The 19327-nt window shown below is 69.7% G+C and carries 18 protein-coding genes; 11 read left to right on the top strand and 7 right to left on the bottom strand.

Translation table 11 applies throughout. The annotated features are described in order from the left end of the window. Positions 1-73 precede the first annotated feature (73 nt). Positions 74-988, bottom strand: coding sequence for a LysR family transcriptional regulator (locus AC3WQM_RS07465; protein WP_492677628.1), 915 nt, complete (start codon positions 986-988; stop codon positions 74-76). 87 nt (positions 989-1075) lie between these two features. Here AC3WQM_RS07465 and AC3WQM_RS07460 point away from each other — a divergent pair, with 87 nt between their 5' ends. Genes AC3WQM_RS07460 through AC3WQM_RS07445 form a run of 4 tightly spaced genes read left to right on the top strand, consistent with a single transcriptional unit; the run spans position 1076 to position 6343 of the window. Continuing rightward, positions 1076-3235: a thiamine pyrophosphate-dependent enzyme gene (locus AC3WQM_RS07460; protein WP_369631869.1), complete on the top strand. Its 2160-nt coding sequence runs from the start codon at positions 1076-1078 to the stop codon at positions 3233-3235. Positions 3236-3249: 14 nt separating this feature from the next. Continuing rightward, complete coding sequence (locus AC3WQM_RS07455; RefSeq protein ID WP_492677626.1) at positions 3250-4872, top strand: indolepyruvate oxidoreductase subunit beta family protein; 1623 nt, start codon at positions 3250-3252, stop codon at positions 4870-4872. Positions 4873-4886: 14 nt separating this feature from the next. Continuing rightward, on the top strand, positions 4887-5876 hold the full coding sequence (locus tag AC3WQM_RS07450; RefSeq protein ID WP_492677624.1) for a Bug family tripartite tricarboxylate transporter substrate binding protein: 990 nt from the start codon (positions 4887-4889) through the stop codon (positions 5874-5876). A gap of 20 nt (positions 5877-5896) precedes the next feature. Continuing rightward, positions 5897-6343: an acyl-CoA thioesterase gene (locus AC3WQM_RS07445; protein WP_492677622.1), complete on the top strand. Its 447-nt coding sequence runs from the start codon at positions 5897-5899 to the stop codon at positions 6341-6343. Between the two features lie 18 nt (positions 6344-6361). On the opposite strand, the gene AC3WQM_RS07440 is transcribed toward AC3WQM_RS07445, so the two are convergent. Then, positions 6362-6838, bottom strand: a complete 477-nt coding sequence (locus AC3WQM_RS07440; RefSeq protein WP_492677620.1) for a low molecular weight protein-tyrosine-phosphatase — start codon at positions 6836-6838, stop codon at positions 6362-6364. A 201-nt stretch (positions 6839-7039) separates the two neighbouring features. Between AC3WQM_RS07440 and AC3WQM_RS07435 the strand changes: the two genes are divergently transcribed. From AC3WQM_RS07435 to AC3WQM_RS07415, 5 genes are all read left to right on the top strand, one after another. Next, positions 7040-7318, top strand: coding sequence for a hypothetical protein (locus AC3WQM_RS07435; protein WP_260684999.1), 279 nt, complete (start codon positions 7040-7042; stop codon positions 7316-7318). A gap of 288 nt (positions 7319-7606) precedes the next feature. After that, on the top strand, positions 7607-7822 hold the full coding sequence (locus AC3WQM_RS07430; RefSeq protein ID WP_489061941.1) for a hypothetical protein: 216 nt from the start codon (positions 7607-7609) through the stop codon (positions 7820-7822). A 220-nt stretch (positions 7823-8042) separates the two neighbouring features. Then, positions 8043-8786, top strand: coding sequence for a PA4824 family protein (locus tag AC3WQM_RS07425; protein WP_492677618.1), 744 nt, complete (start codon positions 8043-8045; stop codon positions 8784-8786). A gap of 24 nt (positions 8787-8810) precedes the next feature. After that, positions 8811-11576 carry a magnesium-translocating P-type ATPase gene (gene mgtA / locus AC3WQM_RS07420; protein WP_492677616.1) on the top strand — a complete coding sequence of 922 codons (2766 nt, stop codon included), beginning with the start codon at positions 8811-8813 and terminating at the stop codon, positions 11574-11576. Between the two features lie 88 nt (positions 11577-11664). Then, positions 11665-12381 carry an MgtC/SapB family protein gene (locus AC3WQM_RS07415; RefSeq protein ID WP_062480849.1) on the top strand — a complete coding sequence of 239 codons (717 nt, stop codon included), beginning with the start codon at positions 11665-11667 and terminating at the stop codon, positions 12379-12381. Here AC3WQM_RS07415 and AC3WQM_RS07410 read toward each other — a convergent pair whose 3' ends face one another. From AC3WQM_RS07410 to xdhC, 4 genes are all read right to left on the bottom strand, one after another. Further along, a complete protein-coding gene (locus tag AC3WQM_RS07410) occupies positions 12382-13824 on the bottom strand; it encodes an NAD-dependent succinate-semialdehyde dehydrogenase (RefSeq protein WP_492677614.1) in 1443 nt (480 codons plus the stop codon). 174 nt (positions 13825-13998) lie between these two features. Continuing rightward, positions 13999-15342 (bottom strand): glycerate kinase type-2 family protein, encoded by a 1344-nt coding sequence (locus tag AC3WQM_RS07405; protein ID WP_492677612.1) that lies wholly within the window; start codon positions 15340-15342, stop codon positions 13999-14001. 69 nt (positions 15343-15411) lie between these two features. Continuing rightward, positions 15412-16623, bottom strand: coding sequence for a urate hydroxylase PuuD (locus AC3WQM_RS07400; protein ID WP_492677610.1), 1212 nt, complete (start codon positions 16621-16623; stop codon positions 15412-15414). A gap of 215 nt (positions 16624-16838) precedes the next feature. Further along, the gene (gene xdhC / locus AC3WQM_RS07395) at positions 16839-17645 is read right to left on the bottom strand and encodes a xanthine dehydrogenase accessory protein XdhC (RefSeq protein ID WP_492677608.1); all 807 of its coding nucleotides are present in this window, start codon (positions 17643-17645) and stop codon (positions 16839-16841) included. Positions 17646-17698: 53 nt separating this feature from the next. On the opposite strand from xdhC, the gene AC3WQM_RS07390 reads away from it, so the two are divergent. Then, positions 17699-18202, top strand: coding sequence for a hypothetical protein (locus AC3WQM_RS07390; RefSeq protein ID WP_492677606.1), 504 nt, complete (start codon positions 17699-17701; stop codon positions 18200-18202). Positions 18203-18204: 2 nt separating this feature from the next. Here the strand turns inward: AC3WQM_RS07390 and uraH are convergent, their stop codons facing one another. Beyond that, positions 18205-18555: a hydroxyisourate hydrolase gene (gene uraH, locus AC3WQM_RS07385; protein WP_070061690.1), complete on the bottom strand. Its 351-nt coding sequence runs from the start codon at positions 18553-18555 to the stop codon at positions 18205-18207. A gap of 95 nt (positions 18556-18650) precedes the next feature. Here uraH and AC3WQM_RS07380 point away from each other — a divergent pair, with 95 nt between their 5' ends. Continuing rightward, complete coding sequence (locus tag AC3WQM_RS07380) at positions 18651-19325, top strand: GntR family transcriptional regulator (protein WP_056574067.1); 675 nt, start codon at positions 18651-18653, stop codon at positions 19323-19325. Positions 19326-19327: the final 2 nt, after the last annotated feature.

Below are 19327 nucleotides of genomic sequence, written 5' to 3'. Positions count from 1 at the left end.
CGACGCTCTGGCAATGAGCCCGTCGATGGTTGCACGCCCAACCTGACCACCACATGAATCGGACGCCGCCGCTTCAGGCCTTTTCCGAGAACAACGCCACGATCACCTGCCGCAACCAGCGGTTGCCCGGGTCGGCCTCGAAGCGCTTGCTCCAGTGCAGCGACACCGTGAAGTCGCGCAGCGGAAACGGCGGCTCGACGATGGCGTAGCCGCCCTCGACCGCGAAGCCGCGCGCGATGTTGCGCGGCATCACCACCGCCAGGTCGGTGGCGCGCACGATGGCCGGCAGCACCATGAAGTGCTCGGTCGTCAGGCGCAGGCGGTCTTCGAGGTTCAGCAACTGCAGGATGCGCAGCGTATCGGCATGGGTGCGCACGGCCACGTAGTCGAGCTCGTGCAGCGCGGCCAGCAGCGCCTGGCCGCTGCGCCGGCGCTTCACGAAGGGATGGTCGTGGCGCAGCAGCACGATGTAGCGGTCTTTCAGCAGCTGGGTGCGCTGGGTGTCCTCCACGTGCGGCAGGAAACCGAAGGCGAAGTCGACCCTGCCGCTGTCCAGCGCGGTGGCGATCTCGCCCGGCGCGAGTGGCATGGTCTCCACGCGCACGCCCGGCGCCAGCTCGCGCAGCCGCGCCATCAGCGCGGGCAGGAAGCGGCCCTCGCCGATGTCGCTCATGTGGATGCGAAAGAGCTTGCGCGACGCGGCCGGGTCGAAGCGCTCGGGCTCGGCCAGCGCCTGCTGCAGCATCGCCAGCGCCGACTGCACGGGCACCGCCAGCCGCTCGGCGCGCGGCGTGGGCGCCACGCCGCCGAGGCTGCGCGTGAACAGCGCGTCGCCCAGCAGCAGGCGCAGCCGCGTGAGGCCGTGGCTGGCCGCCGGCTGCGTGAGGCCCAGGGCCTCGGCGGCGCGGCTCACGTTGCGGGTGCGGTAGACGGCGTCGAACAACCGCAGCAGGTTGAGGTCGACCGAATCAATATGCACCCCATTCATATTCGATAGCTGGCTCATTGCATTGAAGTATGACGCAGCTCCGCCCACACTCCCGCGTTCTCCCCACGACAAGAAGCACGAGACACGATGGAAGTTTCATTCAGCAAGGAAGTGGAAATGCTGCGCTTGGGCGCGGGCGACACCTTCCACGGCGAGGGCATCCTCGCGATCACCAAGGGCCTGCTGCAGTCGGGCGTGGCCTACGTCGGCGGCTACCAGGGCGCGCCGGTGTCGCACCTGCTGGACGTGATGGTGCAAGGCAAGGCCTACATGGACGAGCTGGGCGTGCACGTCGAGGCCTGCTCCAACGAGGCCTCGGCGGCGGCGATGCTCGGCGCGTCCATCCACTACCCGCTGCGCGGCGCCGTGACCTGGAAGTCGATCGTAGGCACCAACGTGGCGGCCGACGCGCTGTCCAACCTGTCGTCGCCCGGCGTGACCGGCGGCGTGCTGATCGTGGTGGGCGAAGACTACGGCGAAGGCGCCAGCGTGATCCAGGAGCGCACGCACGCCTACGCGCTCAAGTCGAGCATGTGCCTGCTCGATCCGCGGCCCGACCTGGGCGTGATGGTGCGCATGGTCGAGCAGGGCTTCCAGCTGTCGGAGGCGTCGAACATGCCCTGCCTGATGGAGCTGCGCATCCGCACCTGCCACGTGCGCGGCAGCTTCGACTGCAAGGACAACATCGCGCCCGCCGTGTCCACGCGCGCACTGATGGACGAGCCCGCGGGCTTCGACTACATGCGCCTGGCGCACCCGCCCGTCACCTTCCGCCACGAGAAGCTCAAGGGCGACGAGCGCATGCCGGCCGCGCGCCGCCACATCGTCGCCAACGGCCTCAACGAACTCATGCCCGGCCGGCGCCACCCCGACCTGGGCATCGTGGTGCAGGGCGGCCTGTACAACGCGCTGATCCGCAGCCTGCAGCAGCAGGGCCTGGCCGATGCCTTCGGCGACACCGACATCCCGATCCTGGTGCTCAACGTGACCTACCCGTTGGTGCCCGAGCAGGTGGCCGACTTCTGCATCGGCAAGCGCGCGGTGCTGGTGGTGGAAGAAGGCCAGCCCGAGTACATCGAGCAGGACATCGCCACGCTGCTGCGCCGGCGCGACATCCAGACCCCGCTGCACGGCAAGGACCTGCTGCCGCAGGCCGGCGAATACGGCGTGGAGGTGCTGTCCGGCGGCCTCGCGGCCTTTGCCGAGCGCTACCTCGGCGCGAGCGAAGCGGCAGCCTCGGCGCAGGCCTGGCTGGCCGGCAACCGCGAACGCCGCGAGGCGGTGGCGCGCCGGCTCGACGCGCCGCTGCCCAACCGCCCGCCGAGCTTCTGCGTGGGCTGCCCCGAGCGGCCGGTGTTCTCGGCCCTCAAGCTGGCACAGCAGGAGACGGGGCCGGTGCACATCGCGGCCGACATCGGCTGCCATGCCTTCGGCACCTTCGAGCCCTTCTCGATGGGCCACTCGATCCTCGGCTACGGCATGAGCCTGGCCAGCCGCGCGGGCGTGGCGCCGATGATGAACCGGCGCACGCTGTCGATCATGGGCGACGGCGGCTTCTGGCACAACGGCCTGCTCACGGGCGTGCAGAGCGCGCTGTTCAACGACGACGACGCGGTGCTGCTGATCTTCAAGAACGGCTACACCTCGGCCACCGGCACGCAGGACATCATCTCCACGCCCGACGACGAGATCAAGGAACGCGCGGTCGACAAGCAGCAGAGCCTGGTCGACAAGAACCAGACCATCGAGGCCACGCTGAAGGGCCTGGGCGTGCAATGGATGCGCACCGTGACCACCTACGACGTGGAGCGCATGCGCAAGACGCTCACCGAGGCGCTCACGAGCGACTTCAATGGCCTGAAGGTGGTGATCGCCGAGGGCGAGTGCCAGCTGGAGCGCCAACGCCGCATCAAGCCGTGGATCGCCGGCCTGCTGAAAAAAGGCAAGCGCGTGGTGCGCGTGAAGTACGGCGTCGACGAGGACGTGTGCAACGGCGACCACGCCTGCATCCGCCTGTCGGGCTGCCCCACGCTCACGCTCAAGGACAACCCCGACCCGCTGAAGGTCGACCCGGTGGCCGTGGTTATCGACGGCTGCGTGGGCTGCGGCCTGTGCGGCGCCAACGCGCACGCGGCCACGCTGTGCCCGAGCTTCTACCGCGCCGAGGTGGTGCAGAACCCGAAGTGGCACGAACGCCTGCTGCACGGCCTGCGCAGCGCGATCGTCGGCGCCCTGCGCCCGGCATGAAAGAGAACCGAGACATGGAACAGAACCGTCCCACCACCCTGCTCGTGTGCGCCCTCGGCGGCGAAGGCGGCGGCGTGCTCACCGAATGGCTGGTCGACGCCGCGCGGCACGCGGGCTACGCCGCGCAGAGCACGTCGATCCCCGGCGTGGCGCAGCGCACCGGCGCCACCACCTACTACCTCGAAGTGTTCCCGGTGCCGATGGCGCAGCTCGGCGGCCGGCGCCCGGTGTTCAGCCTGGGCCCGGTGCCGGGCGCGCTCGACGCGATCGTCTCGTCGGAGCTGCTGGAGACCACGCGCCAGATCGGCAACGGCATGAGCGCACCGCTGCGCACGCTGGTCATCAGCTCGTCGGCGCGCGTGCTCACCACGGCCGAGCGCATGGTGCCCGGCGACGGCCGCGCCGACGCGCAGCGCCTGCTGGACGTGGTCAAGGCCTTCAGCCGCGAGCACCACGTGCTCGACATGGGCGCCATGGCGCGCGAGGCCGGCACGGTGGTCAGCGCCGTGATGCTGGGCGCGATCGCGGGCAGCGGCCTGTTCCCGTTTCCGCGCGAAGCCTACGAGCGCGCGGTGCGCGGCGGCGACGAGGCCGCGCCCGACAAGCTCGGCAAGATGGCCGCCGCCAGCCTGCGCGGCTTTGCCGCCGCCTTCGAGGCCGTGCGCGCGCCGCGCGCCCAGGCCGCCTTCGTGCAGGGCGTGCTGGCCGGCGACGACACGCGCGACCCGCCCCCGTCGCCGCAACCCCTGCCCGACGACGTGGCGCGCCGCTTTCCTCCGGCCGTGCACGACATGCTCGCGCTCGGCCATGCGCGGGTGCGCGACTACCAGGACAACGCCTACGCCGCGCTGTACGCCGAGCGTCTCGCGCGGGTGCTCGAGGCCGAGCGCGCCGCCGATCCGTCGGGCGCGCAAGGCTTCGCGGTCACGCGCGAAATGGCGCGCTGGCTGGCGCTGTGGATGGCCTTCGACGACATCGTGCGCGTGGCCGCGCTGAAGGGTCGCGCCAGCCGCGCGCAGCGCGTGCGCCAGGAAGTGCGCGCGGGCGACGACGACCTCGTGAAGGTCTTCGACCACTTCAAGCCCGGTGCGCCCGAGTTCGCGGCGCTGCTGCCGCCGTCGCTCGCGCGCCGCGTGACCGCCTGGGACCGTGGCCGCCAGTCGCGCGGACTTGCGCCCTGGGCGCTGCCGCTTCAGGTGGGCAGCCATTCGGTGCTCGGCATGGCCTCGCTGCGCGTGCTGGCCTCGCTCACCTGGCTGCGCCGGCGCGGCAGCCGTTTTGCCGAAGAGCAGGCATTGATCGAGCGCTGGCTGGCCGCCGTCGAGACCGGCACGCGCGCGCACTGGGCGCTGGGCCGCGAGCTGGCGCTGTGCGGCCGGCTCATCAAGGGCTACGGCAGCACCAACGAACGCGGCAAGCACAACCTGCTGCACGTGATCGACGAGCTGGCGGGCCGCGCCACGCTGCAGCCCGCCGCGCGCGCCGAGGCGATCGCCGCGGCGCGCGAGGCTGCGCTCGCGGACGAAGGCGGAAAGGCGCTGGACGCCGCGCTCACGCGCCACGGCGCCGCGCCGCGCCCGGTGCAGGCGCAACCCATCCGCTGGATGAAGCGGCCCAAGACAACGACCACGATCTGAGGAGACAAAGAACCATGAACCCATCCACCTCCGTTCCCTCGCGCCGCCTGCTGCTGGCGCTCGCCCTGGCCAGCACCGCCCTGTGCGCGCCCGCCGTGCACGCCGACACCTGGCCCTCCAAGCCCATCAAGGTGATCGTCAACTTCCCGGCCGGCGGCGCGGCCGACCAGCTCGCGCGCGCCGTCTCGCAACCGCTGCAGGAAGCGCTGAAGCAGCCCGTGGTGATCGAGAACCGCGGCGGCGCCAACGGCAACGTCGGCGGCGAGGCCGTGGCGCGCGCGGCGGCCGACGGCTACACGCTGCTCATGAGCTCGGGCGGCATGGTGTCGGTGAACCCGCACCTGTATGCGCGCATGAGCTTCGACCCCGCCAAGGACCTGGTGCCCGTGGCCGCGGCCGCGCGCGTGCTGGTGTTTTTGGTCACGCGGCCGTCGCTGCCGCCGACCGACGTGAAGTCGTTCATGGCCTACCTCAAGGCCAACCCCGGCAAGCTCTCGTACGGCTCGCCGGGCAACGGCAGCTCGCCGCACCTGGCGGGCGAGATGTTCAAGAGCCAGGCCGGCCTGTTCGCGCTGCACGTGCCCTACCGCGGCGCGGCGCCCGCCTTGCAGGACCTGCTGGCCGGCCAGATCGACTACGCCTTCGACCCCGGCATTGCCCTGAACCAGGTGCGCGCCGGCAAGCTCAAGCTGCTGGCCGTGGGCAGCCCGCACCGCTCTTCGCAGTTCCCCGACGTGCCCACGCTCGACGAGGCCGGCCTGCGCGGCTTCGACGCCGACACGGTGTTCGGCTTCTACGCACCGGCCGGCACGCCGCCCGAGGTGGTGGCGCAGCTCAACACACAGGTCAACCGCGCGCTCGCGCTGCCGGCGGTGAAGGAGCGCATCGCGGCCATCGGCGGCGAGCCGGCACCGGGCACGCCGGCCGACTTCCAGCGCCGCGCGGCGGCCGATTCGCAACGCTTCGGCGCGCTGATCCGCGAGCGCGGCATCAAGGCGGACTGAGCAGCCGGGACAATCGACGGATGAGCAGCACTTCCTCTCCCACCGACGCTTCCGGCAAGGAAGTCGTCTACACCGCACGCGTCGAGTTCGGCGACTGCGACCCGGCCGGCATCGTCTGGTTTCCCAATTTCTTCCGCTGGATCGACGCGGCCTCGCGCCACTTCTTCGCCGAGTGCGGCGTGCCGCGCTGGGAGGAAACGGCCCAGACGCTCGGCGTGATCGGCACGCCGCTGGTCGACACGCACACGCGCTTCGTCAAGGCGGCCAGCTACGGCGACACGCTGCAGATCGCGGTGCGCATCACCGAGTGGCGCGACAAGAGCTTCGTGCAGACCTACCGCGTGACGCGCGGCGACGACCTGATCCTCGAATGCGAAGAGGTGCGGATCTTTGCAGCGAAGCGCGAAGGCGGCGGCATCCGCGCGGTGCCGATTCCGCCGACGATCCGGGCGCTCTGCACAGGCTGAGCCACGAGCCCTGCCCGCTCAGGCCGCGTCGCGACGCAGCTGCGCGAGCAGGCCTTCCACGCCGAGGTCGATCAGGTCGAAGGCCTCGATGAAGGCCTGGTGGCCGCCGTACCACGGGTCGGGCACGTCGCCGCCGATGGCATCGGCAAACTCCGAGAGCAGGCGCACCTTGCGCGCCGCATCCGCGGGCGCACGCCTGCGCAGCGCGGCGCAGTGCTGCTGCGTCATGCCGACGAGCCAATCGAAGCGCTCGAAGTCGGCCGCGCGCACCTGGCGCGCGCGGTGCGCGGGCATCTGGATGCCGCGCCGCAGCGCCTCGGCCACCGAGCGCGGGTCGGGCGGATTGCCGCGCTCCTCGTCGGAGATCGCAGCGCTGTCGACCTCCACCGCGAAGCCTGCGCGCTGCGCCTTGTGAAGCAGCAATGCGTGCGCGGTTGGCGAGCGGCAGATGTTGCCGGTGCACACGAACAGGATGGCGGGGGTGCTTGGTTTCATGCGCGTCGACTATAGGCACAGAGGGCAGGCATTCGGCATAGGCCACCCTACCCATCACATCCCCCGGTCGGGGGATGCCACGAGGGAGCGAGGGCGAATCGCACCCTCCCTCACCAATGGACAGCTCCCATATCTTCGGTATCGCCTGACACAACTCCTTGCGCTTCACTACGGCCCATGGTCAGTGCAAAGGAGGTCACGATGCCCCGACCCAGTCTTCACAGCGCGAGCATCACGCTGAAACTTCCCTTCGACATGAGCGCCGCGCAAGAGGTCGAGGCCCTGCGCGCCGCGGGCATTCCGGTGGACGACCTGGGCAATGCGATGTCGGGCTTCCTGTTCGTGCGCTTCAGCGACGGCTGGCGCGGCGACTCGAACGTCTTCCGCTGGTTTCCGAGCCCCATCGAACGCAGCGCGAACGACGCCCGCCTCCACCTCGCGCCACCCCGGCGCAGCCTGTTGCTTCATGCCAAGGGTTGACGCTGGCAATGATGCGGTGCAACAATCCGGAAATCATCATTTCGGAGCCCCGTGCGTGGACAGTGCCAGTTGGATCAGTGACAAGACGCGTGCCTCGGCAGGCGTGACACCCCCGGCCCTCTAGCGCAGGCAGCTCCCGCGCTGGCGGTCGCCGTGTCCGCAGCGCGAACCCCTTGCCCCTCGGGCAGGCGGCTCCCCTACCGATTCCCGTTGTTCTTCGTCGCTGACTTTGTCAGTCAGCTTGCGTGCGTCCGTGCGCGAGGCCCTTCAGCGTGAAGGAGCCTTGTCATGCGCCAGTTTCAGATTCGTCCGTTGCATCCGCAGGTGCGACCGTCGCACGGTCGTCCGTCGGCGCACGCCGGTGCGCCCACGCGGGTGAGCCCGGCCCCGCACGTCGACGACGAGCAGGCCCTGGACCGCGCCGCCGCGCTGTGGACCACGCGCCGCATCCGCAGCTTCTTCCTGCTGCTCGACCCACCCGGCCACGGCACCACGCGCCGCTGAAGCCCGCCCCTGCCACCCCACAGAACAGGAGGCCCTCATGGACCCGGACCCTTGCTTGCGCCGCTGCGCGCCGCCTTCCTTGCCCGATCGATCCCCCATTCACCTCGCAGCCTGCCGCGCTGCGAAGGAGCCCCGCCGGCTGACTGCTGCTGAGTAAGTAAGCAGTCTCCACGGGCGTTTCCTTCCTTCGCGGCGCGCCGCATCCGAAGGAGAAACGCCCATGACCCGCGAACGCCTGCGGCGTGTCGTGCGGACGGCCACGGCCGCCCGCGCCACCGCCCGCCCCTTTGCCTCCCGCCGCCCCGCGCCAAGCCGCGCCTGGCTGGCCACCCTCTGCGGCCTGGCCGCCACGCAGACCCACGCCGCCGGCGGACACCATTCGGTGGACGACGCTGCCATCCTCGATCCGGGCCAGTGCCAGATCGAGACCTGGGGCGGCCGGCGCCTCGTGCACTTCGGCCCGGCCTGCCGTGTCGGCCCCGTCGAGCTGGGCCTGAACCTCGAACGCGAGCGCGGCGCCGACGGCCGCACCGTGCGCGCCGGCCCGCAGATCAAGTGGGCCTTCGCGCTCACCGACACGTTGAGCACCGGCGTGCTGGCCTCGGCCACGTGGCAACGCAGCGATACCGGCCACGCCTCGCTGCGCCTGGCCGACCGCAGCGTGGTGATCCCCGTCACCTGGCAGTTCGACGACGCCTGGCGCGCCCACCTGAACCTGGGGCGCGACTTCCATCGCGCGCAACCGAGCACCAGCCACTCGGGCGCCGCGCTCGAATGGGCCGCCCTGCCCGCGCTGTCGTTCGTGGCCGAGCGCTTCCGCGAAGGCGGGCGCAACGCCTGGCGCGCCGGCCTGCGCTGGGCGGCCACGCCGGCCCTGAACGTCGACCTCAGCCACGCACGCGACCTGCGCCACGACGGCCCGCGCGGCTGGACGCTGGGCCTCACCTGGGCGTTCGCTCGCTGAGCGCCCTCACACAGGAGAAGAAAAATGAAGAACGTCCTGAAGTCCTTTTTCGAGAGCTTCCTGCACAGCCGCCACATGCGGCATCACTTCGAGCGCTGGCAGACGCTGCTGAGCGCCAAGCCCAGCAACCGCGGCTCGGCCGCGATGCCGCCCGAGATCGCCAAGGCGCTGGCCGCTGCCTCGCACACCGACGCGGGCGAGGTGCTGGTGCGCCTGAACAGCTCGTCGCAAGGCCTCACCGAAGCGCACGCGCTGGCGCTGCGCAAGCGGCTGGGCAGCAACGAGGTGCGCCACGAGCAGCCGCTGCCGTGGTGGAACCACCTGTGGCAGTGCTACCGCAACCCTTTCAACCTGCTGCTGACGGTGCTCGCGCTGGTCTCCTACATCACCGAAGACACGAAGGCCACGCTGGTGATCGGCAGCATGGTGCTGCTGTCGACCGTGCTGCGCTTCCTGCAGGAGTCGCGCTCCAACAAGGCCGCCGACCGGCTCAAGGCGATGGTCAGCAACACCTCGACGGTGCTGCGCCCCGCGCCCGGCGAGAAGGCCGGCCGCGCCGGTGACGAGGGCTTCGACCTCGCGCACGCCGGCACGCAGCGCATCGAAGTGCCGATGCGCGACCTCGTGCCCGGCGACGTGATCGCGCTGTCGGCCGGCGACATGATCCCGGCCGACGCGCGCCTGCTCTCGGCGAAAGACCTGTTCATCAGCCAGTCGGCGCTCACCGGCGAATCGATGCCGGTGGAGAAGTTCGCAGCCACCGCCGCCGACCACCAGGCCGGCGTGCTGGAGCGCGACAACCTGCTGTTCATGGGCACCAACGTGATCAGCGGCACCGCCACCGCGGTGATCGTGCACACGGGCGAGCGCACCTTCTTCGGTGCACTGGCCCAGCGCGTGAGCGCGACCGACCGCGGCACCACCGCCTTCCAGGCCGGCATCAACCGCGTGAGCTGGCTGCTGATCCGCTTCATGCTGGTGATGGCGCCGCTGGTGCTGGTGATCAACGGCGTGACCAAGGGCGACTGGTGGGAGGCGGCGCTGTTCGCGCTGTCGATCGCGGTCGGCCTCACGCCCGAGATGCTGCCGATGATCGTGACGGCCACGCTGGCCAAGGGCGCGGTCGTGATGTCGCGCCAGAAGGTGATCGTGAAGCGGCTCGAGGCCATCCACAACTTCGGCGCGATGGACGTGCTGTGCACCGACAAGACCGGCACGCTGACGCAGGACCGCATCGTGCTCGAACGCCACACCAACGCCTGGGGCGAAGACTCCGACCACGTGCTGCAGCAGGCCTACCTCAACAGCTTTCACCAGACCGGGCTGAAGAACCTGCTCGACAAGGCCGTGCTCAGCCACGCCGAGGTGCAGCTCGACACGCAGCTGCAGACCGGCTGGCGCAAGGTCGACGAAGTGCCCTTCGACTTCTCGCGCCGCCGCATGTCGGTGGTGGTGGCGCACGGCGAAGACGAGCACCTGCTGATCTGCAAGGGCGCGCTCGAAGAGATCCTGTCGGTGTGCACCTCGGTCGAACGCGGCGCCGAAGTGCTCGCGCTCGACGCCGACGTGATGGCGCGCATCCACCGCGTGGCCTCGGAGCTCAATGCCCAGGGCCTGCGCGTGGTGGCCGTGGCCAGCCGCACCCTGCACGCCGACGCGCGCAAGCCGGCCTACAGCGTGGCCGACGAAGCCGGGCTCACGCTGCTGGGCTACGTGGCCTTTCTCGATCCGCCGAAGGAATCGACCGCGCCCGCGCTGCAGGCGCTGGCCGCGCACGGCGTGGCGGTGAAGGTGCTGACCGGCGACAACGAGCTGGTCACGCGCAAGGTCTGCGGCGACGTCGGCATCGACGCCGGACGCATGGTGCTGGGCCACGAGGTCGAGCGCATGAACGAGGCCGAGCTGCGGCAGGTGGTGGAAATGCGCCAGGTGTTCGCCAAGCTCACGCCCGCGCACAAGGAACGCATCGTGCAGGCGCTGCATGCCAACGGCCACGTGGTCGGTTTCATGGGCGACGGCATCAACGACGCGCCCGCGCTGCGCGCCGCCGACATCGGCATCTCGGTGGACGGCGCGGTGGACGTGGCCAAGGAATCGGCCGACATCATCCTGCTCGAGAAGAGCCTGATGGTGCTGGAGCAAGGCGTGGTCGAAGGCCGCCGCACCTTCGCCAACATGCTCAAGTACATCAAGATCACGGCCAGCTCGAACTTCGGCAACGTGTTCTCGGTGCTGGTGGCCAGTGCCTTCCTGCCCTTCCTGCCGATGCTGCCGCTGCACCTGCTGGTGCAGAACCTGCTGTACGACGTGTCGCAGATCGCGATCCCGTTCGACAACGTGGACGAGGAATTTTTGAAGACGCCGCAGCGCTGGAACCCGGCCGACCTGGGCCGCTTCATGGTGTTCTTCGGGCCGCTGAGCTCGGTGTTCGACATCCTGACCTACACCGTGATGTGGTTCGTGTTCGCGGCCAACTCGGTGGAGCACCAGACGCTGTTCCAGTCGGGCTGGTTCATCGAGGGCCTGCTGTCGCAGACGCTGATCGTGCACCTGATCCGCACCCGCAAGATTCCGTTCCTGCAAAGCCGCGCGGCCTGGCCGCTGCTGGCGATGGGCGCGGCCATTGCGGCCGTGGGCATCTGGCTGCCGATGGGGCCGCTGGCGCACTACTTCAAGCTGCAGGCGCTGCCGCTCGCGTACTTCCCCTGGCTGGTGCTGATGCTGGTCGGCTACGCGACGCTGACGCAGGCCGTGAAGGGCTGGTACGCGCGCAAGTACGGCTGGCAGTAAGACAAGAACCACCCGGCGAACGCAGGGTCGCGGCTGTCACACAAGGCCGCTACCCTGCTTCGCACACAGAGGATCAGGAGGATCACGCATGGAAGCCATTCGCCACATCAACCTGCCTTCGCTGCTGGACACCCTGGTCAGCGTGGGCGCGGCCTTTCTGCTGGGCTCGCTGATCGGCTTCGAGCGCCAGGTGCGCCAGCGCACCGCGGGGCTGCGCACCAACACGCTGGTGGCCGTGGGCGCCGCCGTGTTCGTCGACATGGCGGCCCGCCTGGGCGGCCCCGACGGCGCGGTGCGCGTGGTCGCCTACGTGGTCTCGGGCATCGGCTTTCTGGGCGCCGGCGCGATCATGAAGGAAGGCGCCAACATCACGGGCCTGAACACGGCCGCCACGCTGTGGGGGTCGGCCGCGGTGGGCGCCTGCGCGGGCGCCGACCTGCTGGGCGAAGCGCTGATCGCCGCGCTCTTCGTGCTGGCGAGCAACACGCTGCTGCGGCCGGTGGTGAACCGCATCAACCGCCGCCCGGTGCACGAGGAATCGAGCGAGGCCACGTACACGGTGCGCGTGATCTGTTCGCGCGCGGCGCGGCCCGAGGTGATGGACCAGCTGCTGGTGCAGCTGGAAGCCGCGAACTACCCGGTGCGCGACATCGACCAGCACGCCTTCGGGCAGGCCGACACGGAGATTGCGGCGACGCTGTACGCCACCGCGGTCGAGCCCGAGGAGCTCGACCAGGTGATCGCGGAGCTGGAAACCCTGGAGGGTGTCCAGCAGGCGTTCTGGAACGCCTCCGCCGAAGACTAGTTAAACGCCGAGGATCGAAACGGCTTTGGTGTTCAGATAGGCCTCGATCGCCTCCGGCCCACCTTCCGAACCGTAGCCCGAATCCTTCACGCCGCCGAACGGCATTTCCGGCGAGGGCGTGGCGGGCTGGTTGATCCACAGCATGCCCAGCTCGAGCTTCTGGCTCAGCAGGTGCGCGCTCTTGATCGACTTGGTGAAGGCATAGCCGGCCAGGCCGAACGGCAGGCGGTTGGCTTCGGTGATGGCTTCTTCGAGCGTGTCGAAACCGCGGATGGCGGCGATGGGGCCGAAGGGTTCGTTGTTGAACACGTCGGCGTCCAGCGGCACGTCGGTGATGACGGTGGGCGCGAAGAAGTTGCCGGTGTCGCCGACGCGTTCGCCGCCGGTCGCGACCGTGGCGCCCTTCTTGCGCGCGTCTTCCAGCACATGGGCCATGGCCGTGAGGCGGCGAGCGTTGGCCAGCGGGCCGAGGTTGGTGCCTTCGACCAGGCCGTCGCCCATCTTCAGGCCTTCGGCATGCTTGACCAGCAGGCTCGCGAACTCATGGCGCAGGCTGTTGTGCACCAGGAAGCGGGTCGGCGAGATGCAGACCTGGCCCGCGTTGCGGAACTTGGCGGCACCGGCGGCCTTGACGGCCAACGCCACGTCGGCGTCTTCGGCCACGATCACCGGGGCGTGGCCGCCCAGTTCCATCGTGACGCGCTTCATGTGCGAGCCGGCCAGCGCGGCCAGCTGCTTGCCGACCGGGGTCGAGCCGGTGAAGGTGACCTTGCGGATGATCGGGTGCGCGATGAAGTAGCTCGAGATCTCGCCCGGGTTGCCGAACACCAGGCCCACCACGCCGCCCGGAATGCCGGCATCGACAAAGGCCTTGAGCAGTGCGGCCGGCGAGGCCGGGGTTTCCTCGGGCGCCTTCACCAGGAAGGAGCAGCCGGTGGCCAGCGCGGCGCCGAGCTTGCGCACGATCTGGTTGACGGGGAAGTTCCACGGCGTGAAGGCCGCGACCGGGCCGACCGGCTCCTTGATGACCAGCTGCTGCGCGGCCAGGTTGCGCGAGGGCACGATGCGGCCGTACACGCGGCGGCCTTCGTCGGCGAACCACTCGATGATGTCGGCGGCGGCCATCATTTCGACCTTGGCCTCGCCCAGCGGCTTGCCTTGCTCCTGCGTCAGCAGCTTGGCGATGTCCAGGGCGCGTTCGCGGATCAGGCCGGCGGCGCGGCGCATCACGGCGGCGCGCTCGTTGGCGGGCGTGTCGCGCCAGGCTTCGAAGCCGCGCTGGGCGGCGGCCAGGGCGCGGTCGAGGTCGACGATGCTGGCGTGCGCCACCTTGCCGATGGCCTTGCCGGTGGCGGGGTTCAGCACGTCGAGCGTCTTGCCGTCGGCGGCGTCGACCCATTGGCCGTCGATCAGCAGGCGGGTGTCGGTGTAGGTGGCGGTCATGGCGAACTCTTTCCTTCGAGGACTGGATGGTGAAAACGAAACGGGAAATCGGGCGCGCGGCGCGGCACCCCGTGGGGGTGCGCATGCGACAACGGCGGCCAAGTGCCGCCGGGGCCGTAGATTAACCTGAGTTCACAAAGCTTGCCGGCGGCCCCGCCAGGGGCCGGGGCGCGCCTACAGCACGAGGATCGCGCGGAAGTCGTTGACGTTGGTGTTCGTCGGACCGGTCACGAACAGGTCGCCGATGGCGTCGAAATAGCCGTAGGCGTCGTTGCGGTCGAGGTGGTCGGACAGCTTCTTGCCCTGCGCCGTGGCGCGCGCCAGGGTGTCGGGCGTGACGAAGGCGCCGGCGTTGTCTTCCACGCCGTCGATACCGTCGGTGTCGGCGGCCAGCGCCCACACCTGCGGCTGGCCCATGAGCGCGCCGGCCAGGCCCATGCAGAACTCGCCGGCCCGTCCGCCGCGGCCCTTGGCCTGGCCGGGCTGGCGCGGACGGATGGTGACGGTGGTTTCGCCGCCCGACAGGATGACGCAGGGCCGGGCGAAGGGCTCGCCGCGCAGGGCCACGGCGCGGGCGAGCGCCGCATGCACCTTGCCCACTTCGCGCGATTCGCCTTCCATTTCGTCGCTCAGCACGTGCACGCCGATGCCGGCGGCGCGCGCGGCCGCGGCGGCGGCTTCGAGCGACTGCTGCGGCGTGGCGATGAGGTGGGTGCTGTGGCCGGCGAACGCGGCGTCGTCGGGCTTGGGGGTTTCGAGCGCGCCGCTTTCGAGCTGCGCGCGCACGGGCGCCGGCACCTCGATGCCGTAGCGATCGAGGATGGCCAGCGCGTCGGCGCAGGTGGTGGCGTCGGGCACGGTGGGGCCACTGGCGATCACGGCCGGGTCGTCGCCGGGCACGTCGCTGATGGTGAGCGTGACCACGCGCGCCGGCGCGCAGGCCGCCGCAAGCCGACCGCCCTTGATGCGCGACAGGTGCTTGCGCACGCAGTTCATCTCGCCGATGTGGGCGCCGCTGTCGAGCAGCTGCTTGTTGATGCGCTGCTTGTCGGCCAGCGTGAGGCCGTCGGCCGGCAGCACCAGCAGCGACGAGCCGCCGCCGGAGATGAGGCACAGCACGAGGTCGTCGGCCGTGAGGCCCTGCGTGAGCGCCAGGATGCGCTCGGCCGCCTGCTGGCCGGCCGCGTCGGGCACGGGGTGCGCGGCCTCGACGAGCTCGATGCGCTGCGGCACGCCTTCGGGGCGCGGCGGAATGTGGTCATAGCGCGTGACGACCAGGCCCGACAACGGGGCGTCGGCCGGCCACAACGCTTCGAGCGCCTGCACCATCGAGCCGCCGGCCTTGCCGGCACCCAGCACCACGGTGCGGCCCTTGGGCGGCTGGGGCAGGTGCGCGCCCAGCGTGGACAGCGGCAGCGCGCGGTCCACCGCCACGCGGTACAGGTGTTCGAGGAAGGCGCGCGGGGCTTCGCGCGGGTCGGGAACGGCGGTTGCGGAGGGCGAGGTCGATGCGGTCATGGCTTGCGTGTTGTCTCGGTTGGCGATTGTGCGACGACCGGCGGCCCACCCCTGCAGGCCGCTGCGCCTCTAGTTCGTCTTGGCGCCGGCCTGGAACCAGCGGCTGATCAACGCCCGCTCTTCGTCGGTGATGTTGGTCGCGTTGTTCATCGGCATGATCTTGGTCACCACGACCTGCTGGTAGATCGCCTGGGCGTGCGCCGCCACCTGGTCGGGCGTGTCGACGCGCACGTTCTTCATCTGCACGGCCGCGCCGTGGCACATGAAGCAGCGCTGCTCCAGCACCTTCTGCACGTCCTGGAAAGCCACGGCGGGCGCGGCCTGGGCGGCGGTGGCCGCCACGGGCGCGGCCGGCTCGGGCTTCATCCACACGATGGTCAGGCCCAGTACCGCGATGCCGACCATGGCGTAGGGCAGCGGGTTGCCCGCATTGCCCAGCTTGAAGCGGTGGCGCACCACGAAGAACTGCCGGATGGCCGCGCCGCCGAGCATGATCAGCAGCAGTACGATCCAGTTGTACTTGTGCGTGTAGGTGAAGCTGTAGTGGTTGCTCAGCATCGCGAACAGCACCGGCAGCGTGAAGTAGGTGTTGTGCACGCTGCGCTGCTTGCCGCGCTGGCCGTGCACCGGATCGACCGGCCGGCCTTCGCGCAGCGCCTTCACGTTCTTGCGCTGGCCCGGGATGATCCAGAAGAACACGTTGCCGCTCATGGTGGTGGCCATCATGGCGCCCACCAGCAGGAAGGCCGCGCGGCCCGCGAACCACTGGCAGGCCAGCCAGGTCGCGAAGGCGATGAAGATCGCGATCAGCACGCCCACGATGGTGTCGCCGTGCTTGCGGCGACCGAAGATCTGGCAGATGCCGTCGTAGACCATCCAGAACACGACGAAGAAGGCCAGCGCCACGGCAATGGCGGCGCCGGGCTGCCAGTCCATCTTGCTCTTGTCGATGAGGTACGTGCTCGCGTTCCACAGGTACGACATCGTGAACAGCGCAAAGCCCGTGAGCCAGGTCGAGTAGCTCTCCCAGTACGACCAGTGCAGGTGGTCGGGCAGCTTCTTGGGCGCCAGCGCGTACTTCTGGCTGTTGTAGAAGCCGCCGCCGTGCACGGCCCATTGCTCGCCGCCCACGCCCTTGTCGAGCGATTCCTGGTCCTGCGGCTTCTCGAGGCTGTTGTCCAGCATCACGAAGTAGAAGGAGGCGCCGATCCAGGCGATGGCGGTGATGACGTGGACCCAGCGCAGCAGCAGGTTGGCCCAGTCGAGGTAATAGCTTTCCATGTGCTCTCTCTCAACCCTGTTGGCGCGTGGGGGCGCCAAGGAGGGGTTTCAGCCTGCTCACCACCGCGGGCGCTGTAAGCAGAGAAAGTGCCGCGAACGCAGGTCCGTTGAAATGGACCTCGCTCCGCTGCGGCTTGTTGTGGACCGAAAGTGTATACAGTTTTGGCACGAGGCGGGATGCTATTTGCGGCGTCGTCGCCAAGGGAAAACCCTGTTCAGCCCAGCGATTGCAACAACTGTGCCGCCACGGCGACCGCGATCACCTCGGGTTCCTTGCCCGTGATGCCGGGCACGCCGATCGGGCAGGTGACGCGCGCCAGCTCGTCGGCCGTGAAGCCGCGCGCCTCCAGCCGGTGGCGGAAGGTGGCCCATTTGGTCTTGCTGCCGATGAGGCCGATGTAGGGCAGGTCGTTGCGCGCGCGCAGGCGCTTCAGGCAGGCGATGACGATGTCCAGGTCTTCGGCATGGCTGAAGCTCATGATCAGCACGCGGCTGCCGGGCGCGAGCGCGGCCACCGCGTCCTGCACGGGCTCGGAGTGCTCGGTGTCGATCTGCGCGGGCAGTGCGTCGGGGAACACGCCGTCGCGGCTGTCGATCCAGCGCACCGAGAACGGCAGCACGGCCAGCAGGCGCGCCAGCGCGGCGCCCACATGGCCGCCGCCGAACAGGGCCACGGGTTCGAGCTGCGCGACCAGTTCTTTCTGCAGCGCGGGCGCGTCGGCCGCGCCGATGCGCCGATAGGTCAGGAACATCACGCCGCCGCAGCACTGGCCCAGGCTCGGGCCCAGCGGGTAGCGCTGCACGCCGTCGAGGCTGCGGGTGCCGGCCAGGATCTCGCGTGCTTCCTGGGTGGCCTGGAACTCCAGCTGCCCGCCACCGATGGTGGCCGTGAGCCCGTCGGCCCAGACGGCCATCCAGGTGCCGGCCTCGCGCGGGGCCGAGCCCTGCGTCGACTCGACGCGCACCAGCACGGCGTCTTCATGGCGAAGACGCGCCAACAATTGATCGACCGCACCGTTCATGACCGATACCTTCGGTTGCCGAGGCAGCAACAACTCACGGTATAACCCCGGCGATGATGACGAACCGCCAGCTTACGCCGCGCCGCCTCGCCTGGGCCGCCACTGTTCTTTCCGCCTTGTGGCTCGCCGGCTGCGGCTCGACGGGCTCGGTGCCCGGCCAGCTGAGCGGCGCCAGCAGCGCACAGGGCAGCGGCCCCGCGCCGCGCGCCTCCAGTGCGGCCACCGCGCGCGACTACCGCCGCGACGCCGCACGCCACATCTACAACGCCAACCCCTCGCGCATCTACAAGGGCCAGATGCCGCCGCTGCTGTACGCGGTCGGCACGCTGCAGGTGAACCTGGACACCGGCGGCAAGGTGGTCTCGATGCACTGGCTGCGCGCGCCCAAGCACGCGCCCGAGGTGATCGCCGAGATCGAGCGCGCCGTGCTGCAGGCCGCGCCCTTCCCGCCCGCCCAGCGCCTGGGCGCGGTCACCTGGACCGACACCTGGCTGTGGGACAAGAGCGGGCGCTTCCAACTCGACACCCTGACAGAGGGACAGCAACAAGGGGACTGACCTCAGGAGCCCCGATAGGTGGAGTAGCTCCACGGGCTCACGAGCAGGGGCACGTGGTAGTGCTGGTCGGTGTGCGCCACGCCGAAGTCCAGCGCCACCTTGTTCAGGAAGTTCGGCTCCGGCAGCGTCACGCCGCGGGCCTTGAAGTAACCCGCCACGTCGAACACCAAGCGGTAGGTGCCGACCTTGATCGAGTTGTTGTCATAGAGCGGGCCGTCGCTGCGGCCGTCCGAATTCAGCGTGAAGCGCTTCACCAGCGTCGCGGCGTCGCCGTCGGTGGTGTACAGCGCCACCTCCATGCCGGCCGCGGGGCCGCCGTGCATCGTGTCCAGTACGTGAGTGCTCAAGCCCATGGGGCGCTCCTTCAAAGGGTGTCGGATCGGTGAGATCGGGGTGCGGGAAATTCCGGTGGACAAAAGTGTATACAGTTACCGGCTTTGGGTCTATCATGAAAAACATGGAGTCCTCCACCACCCGTTCGATCGTCGATGCCCTCACGAAGGCCATCGTCGAGCACCGCCTTCAGCCCGGCACCAAGCTCGCCGAGCAGAAGCTGGCCGATCACTTCGGCGTGTCGCGCACCTTGGTGCGCCAGGCGCTGTTCCAGCTCTCGCAGAACAAGCTGATCCGGCTCGAGCCGGCGCGCGGCGCCTTCGTGGCCGCGCCCGCCGTCGACGAGGCCAAGCAGGTGTTCGCCGTGCGCCGCATGCTCGAGGCCGAAATGACGCGCGCCTTCGTGCGCAGCGTCACGCCCGCCAAGATCAAGGCGCTCAAGGAGCACGTGGCGCTCGAAAAATCGGCCGTCGGCGGCGAAGACGTGTCGGGCCGCACCGAGCTCTTGGGCGACTTCCACGTGCGCATGGCCGAGCTGATGGGCAACCAGGTGCTGGCGCAGATTCTGGGCGAGCTGATCTCGCGCTGTGCCCTCATCACGCTCATGTACCAGAGCACCAGCGCCGCCGAGCACTCCAACGACGAGCACGCCGACATCGTGAAGGCGCTGGCCGCGCGCGACGAGGAACTCGCCGTGCGCCTCATGACCGAGCACCTGGAACACGTCGAGGCCAACCTCACCTTCGACCGCAAGGTCCCGACCAACGACATCTCCCTCGCGCTGTCCTGATC

It is taken from the genome of Variovorax sp. FW301-JW7, assembly GCF_058788795.1.
The sequence above is the reverse complement of the archived record's forward strand: the minus strand, read 5'-3'. Positions and strand labels throughout refer to the sequence as shown.

Coding starts and splice junctions, on each gene's coding strand:
- AC3WQM_RS07465 (WP_492677628.1), bottom strand. CDS start 988: ATGAATGGGGTGCATATTGATTCGGTCGACCTCAACCTGCTGCGGTTG.
- AC3WQM_RS07460 (WP_369631869.1), top strand. CDS start 1,076: ATGGAAGTTTCATTCAGCAAGGAAGTGGAAATGCTGCGCTTGGGCGCG.
- AC3WQM_RS07455 (WP_492677626.1), top strand. CDS start 3,250: ATGGAACAGAACCGTCCCACCACCCTGCTCGTGTGCGCCCTCGGCGGC.
- AC3WQM_RS07450 (WP_492677624.1), top strand. CDS start 4,887: ATGAACCCATCCACCTCCGTTCCCTCGCGCCGCCTGCTGCTGGCGCTC.
- AC3WQM_RS07445 (WP_492677622.1), top strand. CDS start 5,897: ATGAGCAGCACTTCCTCTCCCACCGACGCTTCCGGCAAGGAAGTCGTC.
- AC3WQM_RS07440 (WP_492677620.1), bottom strand. CDS start 6,838: ATGAAACCAAGCACCCCCGCCATCCTGTTCGTGTGCACCGGCAACATC.
- AC3WQM_RS07435 (WP_260684999.1), top strand. CDS start 7,040: ATGCCCCGACCCAGTCTTCACAGCGCGAGCATCACGCTGAAACTTCCC.
- AC3WQM_RS07430 (WP_489061941.1), top strand. CDS start 7,607: ATGCGCCAGTTTCAGATTCGTCCGTTGCATCCGCAGGTGCGACCGTCG.
- AC3WQM_RS07425 (WP_492677618.1), top strand. CDS start 8,043: ATGACCCGCGAACGCCTGCGGCGTGTCGTGCGGACGGCCACGGCCGCC.
- mgtA (WP_492677616.1), top strand. CDS start 8,811: ATGAAGAACGTCCTGAAGTCCTTTTTCGAGAGCTTCCTGCACAGCCGC.
- AC3WQM_RS07415 (WP_062480849.1), top strand. CDS start 11,665: ATGGAAGCCATTCGCCACATCAACCTGCCTTCGCTGCTGGACACCCTG.
- AC3WQM_RS07410 (WP_492677614.1), bottom strand. CDS start 13,824: ATGACCGCCACCTACACCGACACCCGCCTGCTGATCGACGGCCAATGG.
- AC3WQM_RS07405 (WP_492677612.1), bottom strand. CDS start 15,342: ATGACCGCATCGACCTCGCCCTCCGCAACCGCCGTTCCCGACCCGCGC.
- AC3WQM_RS07400 (WP_492677610.1), bottom strand. CDS start 16,623: ATGGAAAGCTATTACCTCGACTGGGCCAACCTGCTGCTGCGCTGGGTC.
- xdhC (WP_492677608.1), bottom strand. CDS start 17,645: ATGAACGGTGCGGTCGATCAATTGTTGGCGCGTCTTCGCCATGAAGAC.
- AC3WQM_RS07390 (WP_492677606.1), top strand. CDS start 17,699: ATGATGACGAACCGCCAGCTTACGCCGCGCCGCCTCGCCTGGGCCGCC.
- uraH (WP_070061690.1), bottom strand. CDS start 18,555: ATGGGCTTGAGCACTCACGTACTGGACACGATGCACGGCGGCCCCGCG.
- AC3WQM_RS07380 (WP_056574067.1), top strand. CDS start 18,651: ATGAAAAACATGGAGTCCTCCACCACCCGTTCGATCGTCGATGCCCTC.